At 63.1% G+C, this 21,879-nt stretch carries 19 protein-coding genes; 2 read left to right on the top strand and 17 right to left on the bottom strand.

Translation table 11 applies throughout. From position 1 onward, the window contains the following. The first annotated feature begins 155 nt into the window (after nt 1-155). Nucleotides 156-1,037 carry a lysophospholipase gene (locus tag AB6804_RS11765; RefSeq protein ID WP_370886618.1) on the top strand — a complete coding sequence of 294 codons (882 nt, stop codon included), beginning with the start codon at nt 156-158 and terminating at the stop codon, nt 1,035-1,037. Here the strand turns inward: AB6804_RS11765 and AB6804_RS11760 are convergent. Next, nucleotides 1,034-1,957, bottom strand: a complete 924-nt coding sequence (locus tag AB6804_RS11760; RefSeq protein WP_035959673.1) for a histone deacetylase family protein — start codon at nt 1,955-1,957, stop codon at nt 1,034-1,036. The genes AB6804_RS11765 and AB6804_RS11760 overlap by 4 nt on opposite strands. Nucleotides 1,958-2,263: 306 nt before the next feature. Here AB6804_RS11760 and mltB point away from each other — a divergent pair, with 306 nt between their 5' ends. Then, nucleotides 2,264-3,418, top strand: a complete 1,155-nt coding sequence (mltB, locus tag AB6804_RS11755; protein WP_370886617.1) for a lytic murein transglycosylase B — start codon at nt 2,264-2,266, stop codon at nt 3,416-3,418. 41 nt (nt 3,419-3,459) lie between these two features. Here mltB and cysM read toward each other — a convergent pair whose 3' ends face one another. The 16 genes from cysM to gyrA all read right to left on the bottom strand — a co-directional run bounded on the left by cysM (nt 3,460) and on the right by gyrA (nt 21,505). Beyond that, nucleotides 3,460-4,362, bottom strand: a complete 903-nt coding sequence (gene cysM, locus AB6804_RS11750) for a cysteine synthase CysM (RefSeq protein ID WP_035959675.1) — start codon at nt 4,360-4,362, stop codon at nt 3,460-3,462. Between the two features lie 249 nt (nt 4,363-4,611). Next, on the bottom strand, nt 4,612-4,980 hold the full coding sequence (locus tag AB6804_RS11745) for a ComEA family DNA-binding protein (RefSeq protein WP_370886616.1): 369 nt from the start codon (nt 4,978-4,980) through the stop codon (nt 4,612-4,614). Between the two features lie 73 nt (nt 4,981-5,053). Further along, the gene (rfaD, locus tag AB6804_RS11740; RefSeq protein ID WP_370886615.1) at nt 5,054-6,046 is read right to left on the bottom strand and encodes an ADP-glyceromanno-heptose 6-epimerase; all 993 of its coding nucleotides are present in this window, start codon (nt 6,044-6,046) and stop codon (nt 5,054-5,056) included. Between the two features lie 20 nt (nt 6,047-6,066). Continuing rightward, complete coding sequence (rfaE1, locus tag AB6804_RS11735) at nt 6,067-7,044, bottom strand: D-glycero-beta-D-manno-heptose-7-phosphate kinase (protein ID WP_370886614.1); 978 nt, start codon at nt 7,042-7,044, stop codon at nt 6,067-6,069. Beyond that, nucleotides 7,010-8,413 (bottom strand): UDP-glucose/GDP-mannose dehydrogenase family protein, encoded by a 1,404-nt coding sequence (locus AB6804_RS11730; protein ID WP_370886613.1) that lies wholly within the window; start codon nt 8,411-8,413, stop codon nt 7,010-7,012. Before AB6804_RS11730 ends, rfaE1 begins: the two co-directional genes overlap by 35 nt. 70 nt (nt 8,414-8,483) lie before the next feature. Further along, the gene (lapB, locus tag AB6804_RS11725) at nt 8,484-9,659 is read right to left on the bottom strand and encodes a lipopolysaccharide assembly protein LapB (protein ID WP_035959680.1); all 1,176 of its coding nucleotides are present in this window, start codon (nt 9,657-9,659) and stop codon (nt 8,484-8,486) included. A gap of 73 nt (nt 9,660-9,732) precedes the next feature. Beyond that, complete coding sequence (locus AB6804_RS11720; RefSeq protein WP_370886612.1) at nt 9,733-10,026, bottom strand: lipopolysaccharide assembly LapA domain-containing protein; 294 nt, start codon at nt 10,024-10,026, stop codon at nt 9,733-9,735. Nucleotides 10,027-10,344: 318 nt separating this feature from the next. After that, complete coding sequence (locus AB6804_RS11715; protein WP_035959682.1) at nt 10,345-10,674, bottom strand: integration host factor subunit beta; 330 nt, start codon at nt 10,672-10,674, stop codon at nt 10,345-10,347. 22 nt (nt 10,675-10,696) lie between these two features. Next, nucleotides 10,697-12,430 carry a 30S ribosomal protein S1 gene (gene rpsA, locus AB6804_RS11710; RefSeq protein WP_174447177.1) on the bottom strand — a complete coding sequence of 578 codons (1,734 nt, stop codon included), beginning with the start codon at nt 12,428-12,430 and terminating at the stop codon, nt 10,697-10,699. 170 nt (nt 12,431-12,600) lie between these two features. Then, nucleotides 12,601-13,281 (bottom strand): (d)CMP kinase, encoded by a 681-nt coding sequence (cmk, locus tag AB6804_RS11705; protein WP_370886611.1) that lies wholly within the window; start codon nt 13,279-13,281, stop codon nt 12,601-12,603. A 55-nt stretch (nt 13,282-13,336) separates the two neighbouring features. Next, entirely contained in the window at nt 13,337-14,641 is a 1,305-nt protein-coding gene (gene aroA, locus AB6804_RS11700; RefSeq protein ID WP_370886610.1) for a 3-phosphoshikimate 1-carboxyvinyltransferase, read from the bottom strand. A 39-nt stretch (nt 14,642-14,680) separates the two neighbouring features. After that, on the bottom strand, nt 14,681-15,607 hold the full coding sequence (locus AB6804_RS11695; protein ID WP_370886609.1) for a prephenate dehydrogenase: 927 nt from the start codon (nt 15,605-15,607) through the stop codon (nt 14,681-14,683). Between the two features lie 62 nt (nt 15,608-15,669). Continuing rightward, on the bottom strand, nt 15,670-16,752 hold the full coding sequence (gene pheA, locus AB6804_RS11690) for a prephenate dehydratase (protein WP_370886608.1): 1,083 nt from the start codon (nt 16,750-16,752) through the stop codon (nt 15,670-15,672). Nucleotides 16,753-16,778: 26 nt separating this feature from the next. After that, nucleotides 16,779-17,861 (bottom strand): 3-phosphoserine/phosphohydroxythreonine transaminase, encoded by a 1,083-nt coding sequence (serC, locus tag AB6804_RS11685; RefSeq protein ID WP_370886607.1) that lies wholly within the window; start codon nt 17,859-17,861, stop codon nt 16,779-16,781. Nucleotides 17,862-18,055: 194 nt separating this feature from the next. Beyond that, on the bottom strand, nt 18,056-18,667 hold the full coding sequence (locus AB6804_RS11680; protein ID WP_370886818.1) for a DUF2059 domain-containing protein: 612 nt from the start codon (nt 18,665-18,667) through the stop codon (nt 18,056-18,058). A gap of 180 nt (nt 18,668-18,847) precedes the next feature. Continuing rightward, a complete protein-coding gene (gene gyrA, locus AB6804_RS11675) occupies nt 18,848-21,505 on the bottom strand; it encodes a DNA gyrase subunit A (RefSeq protein ID WP_244794285.1) in 2,658 nt (885 codons plus the stop codon). Between the last annotated feature and the right edge of the window lie 374 nt (nt 21,506-21,879).

The following is a 21,879-nucleotide window of genomic DNA, read 5'->3' as shown; positions in this document are numbered from 1 at the left end:
AAACGGCGGAAGGCTTCGCCGGGTGAACGCACCCGCGCAGCCGGCCGCCGCTGGTTCTCTGCTGTTTTATGAGAGAAGCGATTTTACAGGACGCACCTCATTCTGTTTAATAATGAATTCCGATCGACTAATTACCGCTGGATATTTAAGCGCTCATGGCACGAAACGTCTATTCGACGAGCACCATCACGACGCGACAGGGCGTCGAACTGTTTTTGCACCGCTGGCAGCCGTCGCCGCCAACGGTGCCGCAGGCGCGCATCGCGCTGCTGCACGGGCTCGGCGAGCATGCCGGACGTTATGACGCGCTCGCACAGACGTTGAATGCGGCCGGCATCGAAGTGATCGCGCTGGACTTGCGCGGCCACGGCAAGTCGTCGGGCGAGCGCGCGTATGTGCGCGTTTTCGACGACTATCTGAGCGATGCCGCCGTCCTGCTCGAAGCATGCGCCGCCACGCCTCCCGCCGATACGCCGCTTTTCCTCATGGGCCACAGCATGGGCGGGACCGTCGCCGCGTTGCATGCCGCGGAGCGGGCGGAGGAAGGGACGCTTGCGGGCATGATCCTGTCGAGCCCCGCGCTTCGGCCCGGCAAGGACATGCCGCGCTGGAAGGCGAAGCTGGCGCGAATCGTCGGCACGGTGTTGCCACGCTGGCGCGCGTTGCAAATCGATGCCGCGTTGCTATCGCGTGCGCCCGGCGTCGTGGAGGCTTATCGGCGCGACCCGCTCGTGCATCACGGACCCGTGACCGCGCGCACCGCTGCGCAGATTCTTGCAGCGATGGAACGCATCGCGGTGAAGCGCGCAGATATCACGGTGCCCTACCTGATCTTCCACGGCGGCGCCGACGCGATCTGCGATCCCGCGGGCAGCCGCGAATTCGAAGCCAGCGCCGGTTCGACCGACGCCACCCTCGCGATCTACGAAGGCAGTTATCACGAGACGCTCAACGATCTGGATCGCGATCGCGTGATTCGCGCACTGATCGACTGGACGCTCGTGCGCGCCGACTATGCCCGCAGCCGCCGGGCTTAAATCTCGGCCAGCGCCCGCAAGTGCGCGACGACGCTGCGGCCGAGCGCCGACAGGTTGTAGCCGCCTTCGAGACAACTGACGATGCGCCCTTGCGCGTGACGTTTCGCCACGGCGCGAATCTGCTCGGTGATCCACGCGTAGTCGTCCTCGACGAGGCCCATGTTGCCGAGATCGTCTTCGCGATGCGCGTCGAAGCCGGCGGAGACGAACAGCATCTGCGGCTTGAATTCATTGAGACGCGGCAGCCACATAAGATCGACGACTTCGCGCACGGCCATGCCCTTCGTGCGCGCCGGCAGCGGCACGTTCACCATGTTGGATGCGTGGTTGTCCGCGCCGCTGAACGGATAAAACGGATGCTGGAAGAAGCTGCACATCAGCACGCGCGGATCGCCGGTGAAGGCGGCCTCTGTGCCATTGCCGTGATGCACGTCGAAATCGATGACCGCAACGCGCTCCAGGCCATGCACTTCGAGCGCGTGACGCGCCGCGATGGCGACGTTGTTGAAGAGGCAGAAGCCCATCGCGCGGGCGGGCTCCGCGTGGTGCCCCGGCGGACGCACGCTGCAGAATGCGTTGTCGTATCGCCCTTCCATGACGGCGTCGGTAGCCGCGATGGCCGCGCCCGCAGCACGTAACGCCGCGCGGTAGGAAGCCGGACACATCGACGTATCGGGGTCCAGTTCGCTTCGTCCCTGCTCCGGCGTGCGGCTCTTGATGTAGTCGATATGCGCCTGCGTATGCACGCGCGCGAGGTCGGTTTCCTCGGCGAGCGGCGCTTCCTCGCGCTCGATCAGGGAATCGATCCGGCTCGCGATGAGCTGGTCTTCGATCGCCTGCAGCCGCGCCGGGCATTCGGGATGCCACTGGCCGTTGTCATGCTGGAGGCAGTCGGGATGCGTATAGAAGCCGGTGGCCATGATGTCTCGCAGTGCCGTTGTCGTCGGCTCTCGTCTCGTGTTTTTTCGTCATACGCGATTCCCGCGCCGCGTATTTGGCGTTAAGTTACCACACCGTTTCCAACGGCCGCCTTCCGGGCGGGCATCGGCCTTGCGCGCGAGGGGCGTCGGTTATACTGCCCCGACGCCTCGACAGGCAAGCATCGTCGATGGTTCGTCGCAGGACGTTGCGTCCGGTTGAGCATTCTTGCATCGGGAATAGCGACGCGTCGCTCCAAGCGCGCTCGAACATCCGGCATCGCCCCATATCGCCTCATCACGCACACTATGACTTTTCAGTTTGCCCCGCTCGACTCCACCTTCAGGCCGCTGACGCGCGCGTTCATCGCATCTCTTTTCTGCGCGATCGGCGTCATGTCCGGCAACAGTGCCGTCGCGCAGTCGCAGCAGCCGCAGACCACCGCGCAAGGGCAAGTGTTCGAAGAAGAGATCGTGCCGCAACGTTATGCGAACAACGCGAATGTCGATGCTTTCATCAACGACATGGTCGCGCGTTACGACTTCGATGCCGCGAAGCTGCACGACCTGTTCAATCGCGTCAGCTATTCCGCGACCGCGGTGAAGCTCGTGCTGCCCTCGCCGACGCCATCGACGAAAAACTGGCGTGTGTACCAGTCGCGCTTCATCGAGCCAATTCGCATCGACGCGGGCGTGAAATTCTGGCGCGCGAATCAGGCGACACTGCAGCGCGCGTCCGCGCAGTTCGGCGTGCCGCCCGAGGTGATCGTCGGGATCATCGGCGTGGAAACCATCTACGGGCGATACATGGGCAACTTCCGCGCGCTCGACGCGCTGACCACGCTCACGTTCGACTATCCGAATACGCCGAACCGGCTCGAACGTCAGGCGACGTTCCGCAAGAATCTCGAAGACCTGCTGGTGTGGACGCGCGATTCGCAGATTGATCCGACCACCGTGCTCGGTTCGTACACCGGCGCGATCGGCATTCCGCAGTTCCTGCCGAGCAGCATCGTGCAATACGCGGTCGATTTCGACGGCAACAGCCGCATCGATTTGCGCACGAGCCAGGCCGATGCGATCGGCAGCGTCGCGAATTATCTGAAGCAGAACGGCTGGGAACCGGGCCGTCCGGTCGTGTGGCGCATCGCTGGGGATGAAGGCAGCCAGGGCATCGCGCAAGCCGCCGCCGATGGACAGGCCGAGCCGCACTGGTCGCTCGCGCAATTGACGAAGGCCGGCATGCTGATGGCCGAGCCGGGGCTGAACGTTGCGGCGGAGGCGGCGACGCCGCTGACCGTCGTCGATCTGCCGACGCCCGGGCGAGCCACCGAGTACACGCTCGGACTGAAGAACTTCTATGTGCTCACGCGCTACAACCGCAGCTTCTTCTATGCACTCGCCGTGTACCAGCTCGGCGAGGCAGTGAAGGCGCGCATGGCGGCGACGGGCGCCGACCAGTAAGCGCAAATGCGACGCGCGGTCGGTCCGCGCGTCGTCATCGGTCAGGCAGGAAACACGCCCGTCGACAGATAGCGATCGCCGCGATCGCAGACGACGAACACGATGGTCGCGTTCTCGACCTGACGCGCGACACGCAGCGCCACTTCACACGCGCCGCCCGACGAAATGCCGGCGAAGATGCCTTCGACCGACGCGAGCCGGCGAGCCATCGCTTCCGACGCGGCCTGACTCACGTTTTCCACACGATCGACGCGGCTGCGATCGAAAATCTTCGGCATATACGCTTCCGGCCATTTACGGATGCCCGGAATGCGCGAGCCCTCTTCCGGCTGCGCCCCGACAATCTCGATCTTCTCGTTCTTCTCTTTCAGATACCGGGACACGCCCATGATCGTGCCCGTCGTGCCCATCGACGAGACAAAATGCGTGATGCGGCCTTCGGTCTGCTGCCAGAGTTCCGGACCGGTGGTCTCGTAGTGCGCGAGCGGATTGTCCGGATTGGCGAACTGGTCGAGGATGATGCCCTTGCCGTCGCGCTGCATCTGGTCCGCGAGATCGCGGGCGTATTCCATCCCGCCCGTCACCGGCGTCAGAATGATCTGCGCGCCGTACGCGCCCATGCTCTGACGGCGCTCGATCGACAGATCCTCCGGCAGGATCAGCACCATCTTGTAGCCGCGCACGGCGGCGGCCATTGCGAGCGCGATGCCCGTGTTGCCGCTCGTCGCTTCGATCAGCGTGTCGCCCGGCTTGATGCGGCCGCGCTCTTCAGCTTTCCTGATCATCGACAAAGCTGGCCGGTCTTTCACCGAGCCCGCCGGGTTGTTGCCTTCGAGCTTGCCCAACACGACGTTGTTGCGGCTGCGGATTTCATCGTCCACGACGCGGACGAGTTGCACGAGCGGCGTGTTGCCGATAGTGTCTTCGATAGTCATGTAAGCCATAGCGAACCGGATGTCGAATCCCGCGGCGAATGCTTGGACCGCGTTCAGGGATTGTGATGAGGGAATGAATCGATTGTAGCCCACCGGTCTTTCCGATGCGTCGCGCCCCTCATGCGCCAATGGCTTCCTCGCGCTCACGCAAAAAACCCGCGGTGAGGCAAACCGCGGGGGCCCAAAACATCCGAAGGCTGAAGGAGCGTGACCGATTCGGCGCACCGGCGGCGAGGCTCCGCCGGTGCGCCGCGCTGCTTACTTCTTCACGACGACAGGCTTCGCGCCGGCCGACGAGGCCACCGGCGTCGCGCTGACATGATTCGCGCCGCCCGCGCTGGCGGCAGCTGTCTTCGGCGCGTTGCCGATGCTCAGGCCCTCCGCCTCCAGACGCTGCACCGTCTTGCCGCCCATGCCCTTCACGCGCGAGCTGAGATCGGCCGCGTCCTTGAACGGGCCGTGCGCCTGTCGCTCGTCGAGAATGGCTTTCGCCTTTGCCGGACCAATGCCCTTGATGCCGCGCAGCGCATCGGTATTGGCGGTGTTGACATCGACCGCCGCGAACGCCGAACCGATGGAAAGGGTCAGCGCCAGGGCGACGATCGTTGAGAGTGCTTGCTTGAACATACTGGTCTCCAGAAGAACCGGCCGGCGAACAGTGCCGACCGCGAGACCCAGTGTAGAGAGACTTGAAAGGCGTTTATAGCTGGCCGAATAGCCAACGCACGTAGCGATCGACGCCTTCCTGAACCGTGAGGAACGGCGCGTCGTAGCCGGCTGCGCGCAGGCGCGTCTGGTCGGCTTGCGTGAAGCACTGGTACTTGCCGCGCAGGGCGTCGGGGAACGGAATGTACTCGATCAGCCCCCGCTGCACCAGCTCCGCGAGCGAGAGCGGCGCTTCGCCGTTCATCGACCGCAGCGAATTCACCACCGTCGACGCGATGTCGTTGAACGGCTGCGCGCGTCCCGTGCCGAGGTTGAAGATGCCCGACTTCTCCGGATGATCGAGGAAGTGCAGATTGACCTTCACCACGTCTTCGACGGACACGAAGTCGCGCGTCTGCTCGCCCGCGCCGTAGCCGTTGTACTCGCCGAAGAGCTTCACCTTGCCTTCCGAGCGGAACTGGTTGAAGTTGTGGAACGCAACCGACGCCATGCGCCCCTTGTGCGTCTCACGCGGGCCGTACACGTTGAAGTACCGGAAGCCGACGATCTGACTGCCCGCCTTCGGCAAGACCTGACGCACGACCTGGTCGAACAGGAACTTCGAGTAGCCGTAGACGTTGAGCGGCTTTTCGACTTCGCGCTCTTCGACAAAGCGGCTCGAACCGCCATAGGTCGCAGCCGACGACGCATACAGAAACTGCGCGCCCTGCTCGAGACAGATGTCCATCACGTCCCGGCTATAGCGGAAGTTGTTGTCCATCATGTAGCGGCCGTCGGTTTCCATCGTGTCCGAGCACGCGCCTTCATGGAACACCGCACGCACCCGGCCGAAATCGCCACGGCGAAAACGCTCGATGAATTCGGTCTTGTCGAGGTAATCGTCGATCTCGCAGTCGACCAGATTCTTGAACTTGTCCGCGCGCGTGAGATTGTCGACCGCAATCACGCGGTTTTCGCCGCGCTCCTTGAGCGCCTTGACGATGTTGCTGCCGATGAAGCCGGCCGCCCCGGTAACGATAAAGGTCATGGCGAAGTAATCAAATAGGATCAGGCGAAGAGTTCGTTGTAATCGACGGTCGCCGTGCCGAGCTTGCCGACGACGATTCCCGCCGCGCGATTCGCATAGACGATGGAGTCGACGAGGGGCACGCCCGCGCCGAGCATCGTTGCAACCGTTGCAATGACGGTGTCGCCCGCGCCCGATACATCATACACTTCGCGCGCTTCGGCCGAATTGTGGAGCACTTCGTTCTCGGTGAAGAGCGTCATGCCTTCTTCCGAACGCGTCAGCAGCAGCGCGCTCAGGTCGAGGTCGGCGCGCAGTTTCGTCACGCGCTCGTGCAGGTCTTCTTCCGACTTCCACTGGCCGATCACTTCGCGCAACTCCGCGCGGTTCGGTGTGATCAGCGTTGCGCCGCGATAGCGTTCCCAGTCGTCGCCCTTCGGATCGACGAGCACGGTTTTGCCGGCGGCCCGCGCATCGCTGATCATCTGCGTGACGTGCGTGAGGCCGCCCTTCGCGTAATCGGACATCAGGATGACGTCGTGCTGCGGCAGCAGTTCGGTGAAGCGTGCGAGGCATGCACGCAGCACTTCGTGATTCGGCGTGTTTTCGAAGTCGACGCGCAGCAGTTGCTGCTGACGCGACAACACGCGCAGCTTGATGGTCGTGAGCAGTTCGGCATCGCGAGCCAAATGTCCCGTCACGCGGCTTTCGCCGAGCAATTCGACGATGCGCTCGCCCGGTTCGTCATACCCCACGACGCAGAGCAGGCCCGCCTGCGCGCCGAGCGCCGCCGCGTTGCGTGCGACGTTCGCCGCGCCGCCCAGGCGATCCTCCTTCTTCTGCACATGCACGACCGGCACGGGCGCTTCCGGCGATATGCGATTCACATCGCCGAACCAGTACCGGTCGAGCATGACATCGCCGACCACGAGCACGCGCGCCGCCGAAATGCGGGCGCGCGACACCACAGGGATATTTGCCGGCTTACTGCCGGCTGCCATTGCCGTCGAGTTCGACATGGGGACGTCCTATTGCAAAATAATCGATGCCTAGTTCAGCCATCGTTTCCGGTTCATACAGATTGCGGCCATCGAAGATGACCGGCATCTTCAGCTCGCTCTTCAAATGCCCGAAGTCGGGGCTCTTGAATTCCTTCCATTCCGTCACGATGACAAGCGCATCCGAGCCCGTCAACGCTTCCTGCTGCGTGTTCACGAAATGCAGACGGTCCATGTCGCTCGTGCGATCGGCCAGATCGAGTGCGAACACGCGCTGCGCTTCCTGCATCGCTACCGGATCATACGCGCGCACGGTCGCGCCGCGTTCGAGCAGCGACGCAATAAGACGACGGCTCGACGCCTCGCGCATGTCGTCCGTATTCGGCTTGAACGCGAGCCCCCACACGGCGAACGTGCGGCCACGCAGGTCTTCGCCCATGCGCTTGACGATCTTGTTGACGAGCACTTCCTTCTGCGCGTCGTTGACCTCTTCCACGGCTTCCAGGATCCGCAGCCGATGCCCGTTCTCGCGCGCCGTCTGCACGAGCGCCTGCACGTCCTTCGGGAAACAGGAGCCGCCGTAGCCGCAGCCCGCATACAGGAAGTGATAGCCGATGCGCGGGTCCGAGCCAATACCGCGCCGTACCGATTCGATATCGGCGTTGACGACATCGGCGAGATTCGAGAGGTCGTTCATGAACGAGATGCGCGTCGCGAGCATCGCGTTGGCCGCGTATTTCGTGAACTCGGCGGAGCGCACGTCCATGTACAGCGTGCGTTCGTGATTGCGGTTGAACGGCGCGTAGAGACGCTTCATCATTTCACGCGCGCGATTGCCGGCCTGATCGTCGTCAATGCCGATCACGATGCGGTCCGGACGCATGAAGTCGTCCACCGCCGCGCCTTCCTTCAGGAACTCGGGGTTCGACACGACCGAGAAGCCGTGCTTGTCCGCGCCTTCGAGCCCGCGCGCCTTCAGCTCTTCGTCGACGACGCGCTTCACTTGCAGCGCCGTGCCGACCGGCACCGTCGACTTATCGACGATCACCTTGAAGCCATTCGAGTAGCGCCCGATATTGCGCGCCGCTGCGAGCACGTATTGCAGGTCTGCGGAGCCGTCTTCGTCGGGCGGCGTGCCGACCGCGATGAATTGAATGTCGCCGTGCTCCACGCTCGCCTTGACGTCGGTGGAGAACTGGATGCGTCCTGCCGCGCGGCAGCGCCGGAGCATTTCCTGCAGGCCGGGCTCGTGAATCGGTACGCCGCCACTATTCAGGATATCGATCTTGCGCGCATCGACGTCGACACAAAATACGTCATTGCCGATTTCAGCGAGACATGCGCCGGTCACCAGACCGACATAACCCGTACCCACGATAGTAACTTTCATAACGCTCCGTTGGTTTCAAAGGTGCCGGCCGTGGCGGGCGTTCGAATGAACACGCCCGCCGTGCTGCAATTCAGGCCGAGCTCGTGATGGGTTCGACGCGTCGCGGCGCGTAAGTTTCCCAGCCGCTGCATCCGGGGCATTGCCAATAAAAAAGACGGGCGCGGAATCCACACGTTTGGCACGTGTACCGCGGCAGATTCTTGGTGCGCTGCTTGACGAGCGTGCGCATGAGTTCCAGTTCGCCGCGGCGCGGCTCCTCGGCGGTCGCTTCCTGCGCTTCGAGCAGTCGCGTCATGCCGGCAAGATTCGGCGCGATCTGCATCTGCTTGCGTGCGAGCGCGTGCGCTGCATCGAGGCCGCGCAGTTCCTGAACATGCTTGTACGCGACATCGAGCAGGTCATTCGACGGATAGCGGCTTGCGTAATCGGTCAGCAGATCGACGCCCTCGTCCTTGCGCCCGAGCGCGGCGTACGCCTTCATCAGCTTCTCGGCGACGAGCGGCAGATACGCCTCGTTCTGCGCTTCGACGCGCTTCCACACGGCAATCGCGGCTTCGACGTTGCCGGCGGCGGCCTCGACATCGCCCGCGAGGATGGTCGCGCGCACGTTGTCCGGGTTCGATGCGAGCGCGAGTTTCAGTTCGGCGCGTGCCTCGTCGAGATTCTTGCGCTGCAACGCTTCCTGCGCGAGTTCGCAATGAAAGTGCGCAATTTCCATGTGCAGCGACGGCGCGCCCATCTTCTCGATGCGTTCCGCCGTCACGATCGACTTCGGCCAGTCCTTTTCGATCTCGTAGATGGTCAGCAGCGCGCGCTGCGCGCCGAGCGAGTATTCGCCTGCTTCCAGCGAGCGGAAGGTTTCTTCGGCGCGGTCAAGCAGGCCGGCTTTCAGAAAGTCCTGGCCCAGTTCATACAGCGCGTGATCGCGTTCGGCGACGGGCAAATCGGCCCGGCTCAACAGATTCTGATGCACGCGGATCGCGCGATCCGTTTCCCCGCGCCGGCGAAACAGGTTGCCGAGCGCGAAGTGCAATTCGATGGTTTCGGGGTCCAGCTTGGCGACTTCCACGAACGCGTCGATCGCCTTGTCGTGTTGCTCGTTGAGCAGGAAGTTTAGGCCGCGAAAATAGGAGCGTGGCAGATTCGCATTTTCGGACAGCAGCGTTTTCAGATCGTAGCGCGACGCCATCCATCCGAGCGCGAAGGCTACGGGAATCACGAGCAGCCACCAGAAGTCTAGATCCATGCGAATGTGTGGTTGAGTCGGTTAGGTGTCTGCTGTTGCGGGGTCCCGCCACGTATCGCAGCGACGGGTGCGCTCAAATGAGCGGCGGCATCGGCGGTTCTTCCTTGACGGCCGGCGTTTCGCGCGCAACGCGCAGTTCCCGCTTCAGACGCCTGTTTTCCATCCGCACGCGCAGCATCGCCGGAACGGCCGACACCAGCCCTGCCAGCAGGCCGACGACGAAGAACGCCAGACCGATGAGAATCAGCGGCGCGTCCCAGCCGTAGCCTGCAAGGAAATTCAGCGTGGCCGTCTGGGTATTGGCGAGCGCCAGCACGAGCAGCAGCACGAAGACCAGAACGCGGATCAGCCAGACGATGAATTTCATGTACGGTCTCGCAAAAGCGGTCGCATCCCGCAGCCTTCCCGTCGTGGTCGGCCTACGTGATTACCCGAGTCAAAGTGACCGGTATTGTAATGGATGCATCTGGCCGGGGACACCGAAGCACGGGCAAGGCTTTAGTAGGAATGTAAGCATCTGTGTGCGCTACCGAACGTCCGGACAGTGTCACAGACGCGCTCGCTTGCTTGAGACGTAAAAAAAGCACCCCGAGGGGTGCTTTTCTGGTCGATTGCCTCATGGCCGGACGTCGCGACGACCGGTCTGCCCGCATTTCGGGAGCCGGCCGGCGTCGATGCGCGCCGATCAGAGATCGTCCGCATCGTCGTCATTCGACGCCTTCAGCGGCTCGCCCGCGCGGCCATCGACGCGTTCGCGCAATTCCTTGCCCGGCTTGAAGTGCGGCACGAATTTCTCCGGCACCAGCACTTTTTCACCCGACTTGGGATTGCGCCCGACGCGCGACGGACGACGGTTGAGCCCGAAGCTGCCGAAGCCGCGAATCTCGATGCGATGACCGTTGGCAAGCGCCTCCGACATCGCATCGAGCATCGTCTTCACTGCGAAATCCGCATCCTTGAGGACAAGTTGCGGAAATCGCAGCGCCAACTGGGCGACCAATTCACTTTTGGTCATACTGCAGCAATGCCTTTAAGGCTTAGCTGTTCTGGCCGTCGAGCTTGGCCTTGAGCAGCGCGCCGAGGTTGGTCGTGCCGGTCGCGGCGGCGTTCGAATCCGAAGACTGCAGGCCGCGCATGGCTTCCTGCTGCTCCGCCGAATCCTTCGCCTTGATCGACAGGTTGATGCCGCGCGACTTGCGATCGATGTTGATGATCATCGCGTTGACCTTGTCGCCTTCCTTCAGCACGTTGCGCGCATCTTCCACGCGGTCCTGTGCGATTTCCGAAGCGCGCAGGTAGCCTTCGATTTCGCCGGACAGCGTCACGACTGCACCCTTCGGATCGACCGACTTCACGACGCCGTCGACGATAGCGCCCTTGTCGTTGATCGCGACGAAGTTGCTGAACGGATCGCCTTCGAGCTGCTTGATGCCGAGCGAAATGCGTTCCTTCTCGACGTCGATGCCCAGAACCACGGCTTCGACTTCGTCGCCCTTCTTGTACTTGCGCACGGCTTCTTCGCCGGTTTCCGACCACGACAGGTCCGACAGGTGAACCAGACCGTCGATGCCGCCAGGCAGACCGATGAACACGCCGAAGTCGGTGATCGACTTGATGGCGCCGCTGATCTTGTCGCCCTTCTTGAAGTTGCGGCTGAAGTCATCCCACGGATTCGGCTTGCACTGCTTCATGCCGAGGGAGATACGGCGGCGGTCTTCGTCGATTTCGAGAACCATGACTTCGACTTCGTCACCGAGCTGAACGACCTTCGACGGCGCAACGTTCTTGTTGGTCCAGTCCATTTCCGACACGTGGACAAGGCCTTCGATGCCCGATTCCACTTCGACGAATGCGCCGTAATCGGTGATGTTCGTGACCTTGCCGAACAGGCGCGTGCCCGACGGGTAACGGCGCGAAATGCCTTCCCACGGATCGTCGCCCAGTTGCTTGATGCCGAGCGAAACGCGGTTCTTCTCTTGGTCGAACTTGAGGATCTTGGCCGTGACTTCCTGGCCGACCGACAGCACTTCCGACGGGTGACGCACGCGACGCCATGCGATGTCGGTGATGTGCAGCAGGCCGTCGATGCCGCCGAGGTCCACGAACGCGCCGTAGTCGGTGATGTTCTTGACCACGCCTTCGACGATCGCGCCCTCCTTCAGCGTTTCGAGCAGCTTTGCGCGCTCTTCGCCTTGGGTAGCTTCGATCACGGCGCGGCGCGACAGCACGACGTTGTTACGCTTGCGGTCGAGCTTGATGACGCGGAATTCGAGCGTCTTGCCTTCGTACGGCGTCGTGTCCTTGACCGGACGCGTGTCGACGAGCGAACCCGGCAGGAACGCGCGGATGCCGTTGACCATCACGGTCATTCCGCCCTTCACCTTGCCGGTGATGGTGCCGGTGACGAGTTCGTTGTTGTCCAGCGCCTTTTCCAGCGACAGCCACGAAGCGAGGCGCTTCGCCTTGTCGCGCGACAGGATGGTGTCGCCATAGCCGTTTTCCAGCGCGTCGATCGCGACGGAAACGAAGTCGCCCGCCTGCACTTCCACTTCACCCGCGTCGTTCAGAAATTCTTCGAGCGGAATATAGGCTTCGGACTTGAGACCAGCGTTGACGACCACGAAGTTGTGGTCGACACGCACGACTTCGGCGGAGATCACTTCGCCGGCGCGCATGTCCTGCTTGGTCAGCGACTCTTCGAACAGAGCCGCGAAAGATTCGGTATTCGGGGTGGAGGTTTGCAGGTCGGACATAAAAATCGGAATTTGCACAGCCTTGGCGCGGTGGTCCTAATGGCCCGGAAAAGCCGGACACTAGACCGGTAAGTGCGCGAAGCCGCACGGGGTTAAGGGGTTAACACACGTTCCGCCTCACGGCGAAACACCTTGCTATCCGGCAGCCGTTGCCCGCCGCCGGTTACTGCTGATTCACTACGAAACCATCAGACGCAAACTTCGCTGTACCAGCCGATGATCTGCTCGACCGCCTGGTCGATGGAGAGACTCGACGTATCCAGCGTCTTCGCGTCCGCTGCGGGCTTGAGCGGCGCGGCCGCACGGTTGGTGTCCCGGGCGTCGCGTTCGCGCAAATCGCGCAGCAAGTCATCCATATTAGCAGAAAAGCCTTTTTGCATCAATTGCTTATAGCGCCTGGCCGCGCGTGCCTCGACGCTCGCGGTAAGAAAGACCTTAAGCGTGCCGTCCGGGAAGATCACGGTGCCCATGTCGCGGCCGTCCGCAACCAGGCCGGGACGCTTGCGGAACGCCCGCTGGCGAGCGACGAGGGCCTGCCGCACTTCGGGATGAACCGCGATCGCGGACGCGCGATTGCCAACCGCTTCCGCCCGGATTTCGCTCGATACGTCGACGCCGTCGAGCTGTGCGCAGCCCTCGCGGAAGGTGATATGCAGGTCGTCGACCAGTTTTGCAAGCGCGGCGGCGTCGCCCTGATCGATGCCATAGCGGATGCTCGCGAGCGCCGCAAGCCGGTAAAGCGCGCCGCTGTCGAGCAGGTGGAAGCCGAGCGTGGCCGCGACGAGCGCCGCGACGGTGCCTTTGCCCGACGCCGTCGGCCCGTCGATGGTGATAACTGGAGTGGGGTCGAATGGGCGAGTCGGTTTCATTGCGTGTGGCCGTTGCGGCCGGTCGTTGCGGTGTGAATCGAAGGCATTGCGCGGCTCACGTCCGGGTGAGCGTCGCGAAACGGTCGAAATAGTCGGGGAAGGTCTTGTTGACGCACTTCGGATCGTTGATCCGCACGGGCACGCCGCCGAGGCTGACCAGCGAGAAGCACATCGCCATGCGGTGATCGTCGTAGGTGTCGATGGCGGCGTTCGGTGTGAGCCGTGCGGGCGGCGTGACGACGAGGTAATCCGCGCCCTCTTCGACCGTCGCGCCGACCTTGCGCAACTCCGTCGCCATCGCGGCGATGCGGTCCGTTTCCTTCACGCGCCAGCTTGCAATGTTGCGCAGTGTCGTCGTGCCGCTCGCGAACAGCGCGGCCACCGCGATGGTCATCGCCGCATCGGGGATCAGGTTGAAGTCCATGTCGATGGGCGCGAGCTTGCCGTCTTCCGATTCGACGCCGCGCACTTCGATCCAGTCGTCGCCCATCATCACGTTCGCGCCCATGCGGTTGAGCGCATCCGCGAACCCGACGTCGCCCTGAATGCTGGAGCGTCCGACGCCTTCGACGCGCACCGGCCCGTGCCCGATCGCGCCCGCCGCCAGAAAGTACGACGCCGACGACGCATCGCCTTCGACCATGATCGAGCCCGGCGACCGGTAGCCCGCGCCGGCCGGCACGGTGAAGCGCGCCCAGCCGTCGCGTTCGACCGCCACGCCGAAGCGTTCCATCAGCCGGATCGTGATGTCGATGTACGGCTTCGAAATCAGTTCGCCTTCTACTTCGATGGTGACCGGCCCGCTGCGGCCTTCGATCAGGGGCAGGCTCATCAGGAGCGCGGTGAGGAACTGGCTCGACACGTCGCCGCGCACGCGGATCGGCTTGTCGACGGCAATCTTCGATGCGTGAATCTTGAGCGGCGGAAAGCCGTCGTTCTGCTCGTAGTCGATCGACGCGCCGATCTGGCGCAAGCCGTCCACGAGATCGCCGATGGGCCGCTCGTGCATGCGCGGCACGCCGTGCACGCGATATTCGCCGCCGTTGACCGCCAGCGCCGCCGTGAGCGGGCGCACCGCCGTGCCTGCGTTGCCAAGGAACAGCTCCGCTGACTTCGACGGGAAGGCGCCGCCCGTGCCGGTCACGATGACGCGGTCGCCATCGCGCTTCAGCACGACGCCGAGCGCCTCCAGCGCGGCGAGCATCACGCGCGTGTCGTCGGAATCGAGCAGATTGGTGATCGTGGTGTCGCCCGCCGACAGTGCCGCCAGCAGCAGCACGCGGTTCGAAATGCTCTTCGAGCCGGGCAGCCGCACCGTGCCGGACGCGCGAGCGAAAGGTCCGAGATCGAGATGTTCCATTGTGTGTCCTGGGTGTGCCGCTATGTCGTTGCTGTGTGGTTACTTTGCGGCGGGATCGGCGGAAATCCGCATGCCGCCGCGTTCCTGCCATTCCTTTCGCGCGACGCGCGAGCGCGCAAACGCCGCTTCGAGCGCGGCGCCATCCGACGCGTCGATGGCCGCCCGAAAACGCGCAAGGACATCGGTATAGGCGTCCAGTTCGGCGAGCAGCGCGGTGCGGTTCGCGATGCAGACGTCGCGCCACATTTCCGGGCTGGATGCCGCGATGCGCGTGAAATCGCGGAAGCCGCCTGCCGCGAACGAGAACTTCAACTGCGCGTCCGGCGCTTCGAGAATCTGCTCGACGAGCGCAAACGACAGCACATGCGGCAGATGGCTCACCGATGCGAACACGCGATCGTGCTGGGCTTCGCTCATCCGATGCACGGCGGCGCCGGTCGCGCGCCACATCGCCGCAATCCGTTCGACCGCTTCCGGCGCGTTCTCGCTGAGCGGACAAAGCACCACATTGCGATCGACGTAAAGCTCGGGCAGCGCGGCATCGACACCGCTCGACTCCCGCCCGGCGATAGGATGGCCCGGCACGAATTGCGCGACGCGTGCGCCGAGCGCCGAGCGCGCCGCGGCGACGACATCGCTTTTCGTGCTGCCGGCGTCCGTCACGATGGTCCGCGCGTCGAGAAACGGTGCGATGCGCGCGAGCAGCGGCTCCGTCTGAGCGACGGGCGCGGCAAGCAAGACGACGTCTGCGCCTTCGAGGGCGCGGACGAGCGCGGCGTCGTCGTCGCAGGCGGCGGCTTCATCGATCACGCCCAGTTCGAGCGCGCGCGCGACGGACTGCGCCGAACGCCCGACGCCGACGATGCGCCCGCCCAACCCCGCGCGTTCACGCAGCGCGCGCGCGAGCGAGCCGCCAATCAGGCCGACACCGAAGATAACCAGTTTGTTGAAAGCGAACTCGGTCACGGAACACCGGAGAAAACGCGTCGCGGGGACGCGGGACAATCGGACGGCTGAAAGCGCGGATTTTACCGGGCGCGCGGATAGGACCCGAGAATCTTCAGGAACGCAGCCTTGCGTCCGAGTTCATCGAGCGCGGCGGCCACGGCGGTATCGTCGCGATGACCTTCGACATCGATATAGAAGTAATACTCCCACGTGCCGATGCGCGCGGGCCGCGACTCGAAGCGCGTCATCGAGACGCCGTGCTTCGCGAGCGGCTCCAGCAGCTTGAACACCGCGCCCGGCTCGTTCGCCACCGACACGATGAGCGAAGTCTGATCGTGACCGCTCGAATCGGTCGGCTGCTTGCCGATGATCACGAAGCGCGTGCGATTGTGCGGATCGTCCTGGATCATCGGAGCGACGACGCCGAGCCCGTAATGCGTGGCCGCGCGATCGCCGGCGATGGCCGCGACGGCCGGATCGTTCACCGCGATGCGCGCCGCTTCCGCGTTGCTCGACACGGCTTGCCGCTCGAGACGCGGCGCGTTCGTCGACAGCCAGCGCTGGCATTGCGCGATCGCCTGCGGATGCGCGCAGATCCGCGTCACGCCGTCGAGCGTGCCGGACGCGGTCAGCAGGTTGTGATGGATCGGCAACGCGAGTTCGCCGCCGATCATCAATTGCGTTTGCAGCAACAAGTCAAGCGTGCGCGACACCGCGCCTTCCGCCGAATTCTCGACCGGCACCACACCATACTGCGCCGCGCCAGCTTCGACCGCGCGGAACACTTCGTCGATCGACGGACACGCCAGCCCTTCGATCGAATGACCGAAGTACTCGAACATCGCCTGTTCGCTATAGGTGCCGACCGGCCCGAGGAAGGCGGCGCGGATGGTCTGCTCGAGCGAGCGGCTTGCCGCCATGATCTCGCGCCAGATGGCGCTGATGTGCTCGGCTGCGAGCGGCCCGTCGCTCATCTCCTGAAGCCGCGCGATCACTTGCATCTCGCGCTCGGGACGAAACACCGGCGCGTTGAAATGCTTCTTCACCTCGCCGACTTCGAGCGCCACCGAAGCGCGCTGATTCAGCAAAGCGATGAGTTGCGCGTCGAGCGCGTCGATGCGCTCGCGCAGTGGCTTGAGTCTTGTATTGAGGTCGTCGTCCATGCGGTGCTGTGATGTCCGGATGCGGGTTAAGCGCATTCGCGCTCGAATTCCTTCATGTATTCGACGAGAGCCCGTACGCCCTCGACCGGCACCGCGTTGTAGATCGATGCCCGCATGCCGCCGACGGACTTGTGGCCCTTCAGTTGCAGAAGGCCGCGCGCCTTTGCGCCGGCCAGGAAGTCTGTGTTGCGCGATTCATCGGCGAGAAAGAACGGCACGTTCATGCGCGAACGGTTCTGCCGCTCAACTTTGTTGACGTAAAAATCGCTGGAATCGATGGTGTCGTAGAGCAGCTTTGCCTTTTCGACGTTGCGCGCTTCGATCGCCTGCAAGCCGCCCTGCTTCTTCAGCCACTTGAAGACAAGCCCGGCGATGTAAATCGCATACGTGGGCGGCGTGTTGTACATCGAGTTGTTTTCGGCGACCGTCTTCCATTCGAAGGCGGACGGGCAGATGGCCAGCGCGCGGTCCAGCAGGTCCTCGCGCACGATGACCACCGTCACCCCCGCCATGCCGATGTTCTTCTGCGCGCCGCCGAACAGCACGCCGTATTTGGCGACGTCCATCGGGCGCGAAAGAATATGCGACGACGCATCCGCGACGAGCGGGATATTGCCGAGATCGGGGATATCGAACGCTTCGACGCCATCGATGGTTTCGTTCGTGCAGAGATGCACGTAGGCGGGATCGTCCGACAGCTTCCATTCGTCGATGCCCGGCACGCGCGTGAAGCCCTGCTCCGTCTTGCCGGTGGCGGCCATGTGAGGCGTGCAGTACTTGTGCGCTTCCTTGAGCGATTTCGTCGACCACGAACCGGTCACGATGAAGTCGGCGGTCTTCTTTGCGCCGAGCATGTTCATCGGCACGATGGCGTTTTCGCCGATGCCGCCGCCCTGCAAAAACAGAATGCGATGCGAGGCCGGCACGTTCAGCAATTCACGCAGATCAGTGAGCGCCGCCTCGTGAATCGACATGAATTCGGCGCCACGGTGGCTCATTTCCATCACGCTCATGCCGCTGCCTTGCCAGTCGAGCATTTCGTCGGCGGCTTGCCTCAACACTTCTTCTGGCATCGCGGCCGGGCCGGCGGAGAAATTGAACACGCGCATCTGAGGGTCCCGATTGGCAGGCGCTGCCGAGAATACGGACTGGCGAAGAGACGTGGCCTCGTTCGTCGCGCCTGAAAAAGAAATGGCTGCTTGCGCTCTCACGCAAACAGCCATTATCGCATTGTCCTGAAAACCCGCCAACGCGCGAGGCGGCATGCCTCGCTGGCGAATCTATGCGGACTGCGTGCCCGTGCTTACTTGGCGGCCTTGACGCTTGCCACTTCCGAATCGGCTTGCGTACGCGTTGCCTTGATCGCTTGCGGCATGTACTTCTGCATCAGGCCGTTGACCACGTCGCGGCCAACTTGATCCTGCACCTGGATGAACTTGCGGCCCGTCGTGCTCTTGTAGAAGTTCGTCAGGTCCTTGATCTCGTCCGTCGAGTAGTACTTCGCGTACGCGTCGTACTGAGCCTTCATGGCGTCCTGGCGGAAGTTGTCCGTTGCGAAAACCTGACCTGCCGAATCAACCAGCTTCGGCACTGCGTTCTTTTGCAGCGTCGGAACAGCAGCTTGCTTCTGCTTGTCGTTCAGCGACTTGTTTTCCGACAGTGCGTCCGACAGGATCGCCGGAACCAGTTGCTTCGCCTGCATTTGCGCGCTGTTGCCGATCGCGCCGACGAGCTTCTGTGCGTCGATTGCGTCGAGCAGCTCCTTGATCGCGGCTTGCTTGGCCGGATCAGCCGGTGCTGCTGCGGCAGCCGGCGCCGCCGCCTGGTTCGGCGCCTGGTTCTGAAGCGACTGAGCCATCGCGAAAGTCGGCACGAAAGCGGCCAGCAACATCCACTGCTTGAAACGTCCTTGCATCATTACTCCCTGTAAAAAATATTCAGTTCAGCACCGGCGACGAGCTTTGCACATCTGTATGCGCTCGGCGCTGGCTTCGAAGAGAAACGAAGCGCAGCGCCGGCATGAAGCTCACGTCGCGCAGCTTAACCAATTCAGGCTTTCAAAAGCGATAACGAGAAACCGGCGACACAAAAAATATCAGGCGCTTTCACCACTTTCGCCGCCTTCTCCGTTTTCCGCATCGTCCGGCGTGGGCGTGGAGCCGTTCGCGGCCGCATCCGCTTCGTCGAGTTCGGCATCAGCTTCGGCCTCGGCGATATGCTGCAGTCCCGACAACTTCGTCCCTTCGTCAAGGCTGATGAGTGTAACACCTTGGGTTGCGCGGCCCATTTCGCGTATCTCGGACACGCGCGTGCGGATGAGAACGCCCGCCGTGGTGATCAGCATGATCTCGCTTTCGGGTTCGACGAGCGTCGCCGCGACGACCTTGCCGTTGCGCTCGGAAGTCTGAATCGCGATCATGCCCTTCGTGCCGCGGCCATGGCGCGTGTACTCGTGAATCGGCGTGCGTTTGCCGAAGCCGTTCTCCGTTGCGGTCAGCACCGACTGCGTTTCCCCGCCCGCGACCAGCAGCGCGATGACCTGCTGCCCGTCCTCGAGCTGCATGCCGCGCACCCCGCGCGCGCCGCGACCCATCGCACGGACATCGTTTTCGTCGAAGCGGACGGCCTTGCCCGCATCCGAGAACAGCATGACGTCGTGCGCGCCATCGGTGATCGCTGCACCGACGAGGTAATCGCCCTCGTCCAGATCGACCGCAATGATGCCCTTCTTCAACGGACGGCTGAACGCTTCGAGCGGCGTCTTCTTGACGGTGCCGAGCGACGTCGCCATGAACACGTACTTGTCCGCCGAGAATTCCTTGATCGGCAGCACGACGTTGATCTTTTCGCCGTCCTGCAGCGGGAACATGTTGACGATCGGCCGGCCACGCGAGTTGCGCGAACCCTGCGGCACTTCGTAGACCTTGATCCAGTAGACGCGGCCACGGTTCGAGAAGCACAGCATGTGATCGTGCGTGTTCGCGATGAACAGCGTGTCGATCAGGTCGTCTTCCTTCATCTGCGTGGCCTGCTTGCCGCGACCGCCGCGCTTTTGCGCGCGATATTCGGACAGCGGCTGCGACTTCACGTAGCCCGCGTGCGACATGGTCACGACCATTTCCTGCGGCGTGATCAGGTCTTCGGTGTTCAGCTCGGTCGCGTTCATCTCGATACGCGAGCGGCGTTCGTCGCCGAATTCCGTGCGAATCTGGCCGAGTTCGTCGACGATCATCTGGCGGATACGCTCAGGCCGCGCGAGGATGTCGAGCAGGTCGGCGATCTGCGCCATCACGTCGCGATACTCGCCGACGATCTTGTCCTGTTCGAGACCGGTCAGGCGTTGCAGGCGCATCTGCAGAATTTCCTGCGCCTGAACGTCGGACAGCTTGTAGAGGCCGTCTTCCTGCAGACCGTATGCCGGATTCAGCCCTTCCGGCCGATACGCGATACGCCCGCCCGAAGCCTCGGTTTCCGCACGCGTGAGCATCTCGCGCACGAGCGACGAGTCCCACGGACGGTTCATCAATTCCTGCTTGGCGATGGGCGGCGTCGGCGCGGCCTTGATGATCGCGATGAATTCGTCGATGTTCGCCAGCGCCACGGCCAGACCTTCGAGCACGTGCCCGCGGTCGCGCGCCTTGCGCAGTTCGAACACGGTGCGCCGCGTCAGCACTTCCCGCCGGTGCGACAGGAAGCACTCCAGCATTTCCTTCAGATTCAGCAGCTTGGGCTGGCCGTCGACGAGCGCGACCAGATTCATGCCGAACGTGTCCTGAAGCTGCGTCTGCTTGTACAGATTGTTCAGCACGACTTCCGGCACTTCCCCGCGCTTCAGCTCGATCACGACGCGCATGCCGCTCTTGTCGGATTCGTCGCGAATGTCGGAGATGCCCTCGATCTTCTTCTCGTTGACGAGTTCGGCGATGCGCTCGAGCAGCGTGCGCTTGTTCACCTGATACGGAATCTCGTCGACGATGATCGCCATGCGCTGCCCGCGATCGATCTCTTCGAAGTGCGTGGCCGCACGCATGACGACGCGCCCGCGCCCGGTGCGATAGCCGTCGCGCACGCCCGCGACGCCATAAATGATGCCGGCCGTGGGGAAGTCCGGCGCAGGGACGATTTCGATCAGTTCGTCGACTGTCGCGTCAGGGGTGTTCAGCAGATGCAGGCATGCATCGACGATTTCGCGCAGGTTGTGCGGCGGAATGTTCGTCGCCATGCCGACCGCGATACCAGCCGAGCCATTGATGAGCAGGTTGGGAATACGCGCCGGCATGACGAGCGGCTCGTTTTCGCTGCCGTCGTAGTTCGGGCCGAAGTCGACGGTTTCCTTGTCGATGTCGGCCAGCAGTTCGTGGCCGATCTTCGCCATGCGGATTTCGGTGTACCGCATGGCCGCGGCGTTGTCGCCGTCGACGGAACCGAAGTTGCCCTGACCATCCACCAGCATGTAGCGCAGCGAGAACGGCTGCGCCATGCGAACGATCGTCTCGTAGACCGACGCGTCGCCGTGGGGATGGTACTTACCGATCACGTCCCCGACGATACGCGCCGACTTCTTGTACGGGCGATTCCAGTCGTTGTTCAGTTCGTGCATCGAGTACAGCGCCCGGCGATGCACCGGTTTCAGGCCATCGCGGACATCGGGAAGCGCACGCCCGACGATTACGCTCATCGCGTAATCGAGATACGAACGGCGCATTTCCTCCTCGAGGGAGATTGGCAGAGTCTCTTTGGCGAATTGATCCATTATCCGTGTCTTGAACTGTGCAGCAGCGACACGGCAGCGCGCTCGTCGACCTCACGACACCCATCCGCCGGCCGCGCGGCGCACGCCGGGCAGGCGCGCAGCCGACGTACGCTGCGGCGCCGCGAACGCAGCGCATCAGCAGATTCTACCATGCGGGAAATTCACACCCGGCGCGTCGCGTATACATACAGTTGCCCGGCAGTGCCCCGCTTCTGAAGGAACGGTGCGCCGCTTCGTACCAATTACTTACAAAAACCGGGGAACGTTATCAGTCATTTCGTCACGCGCGCGGGCTATCATGCCGCCTCAACTGTTTCTGCCTGCAGAATCAGCCGCAACGACGGGTTATGGAAACGCGTTTCGGGCACGCCGAA

This window comes from Caballeronia sp. RCC_10 (assembly GCF_041360715.1).
Classification (GTDB): domain Bacteria; phylum Pseudomonadota; class Gammaproteobacteria; order Burkholderiales; family Burkholderiaceae; genus Caballeronia; species Caballeronia grimmiae.
This window is presented reverse-complemented; position numbering and strand designations above follow the sequence as displayed.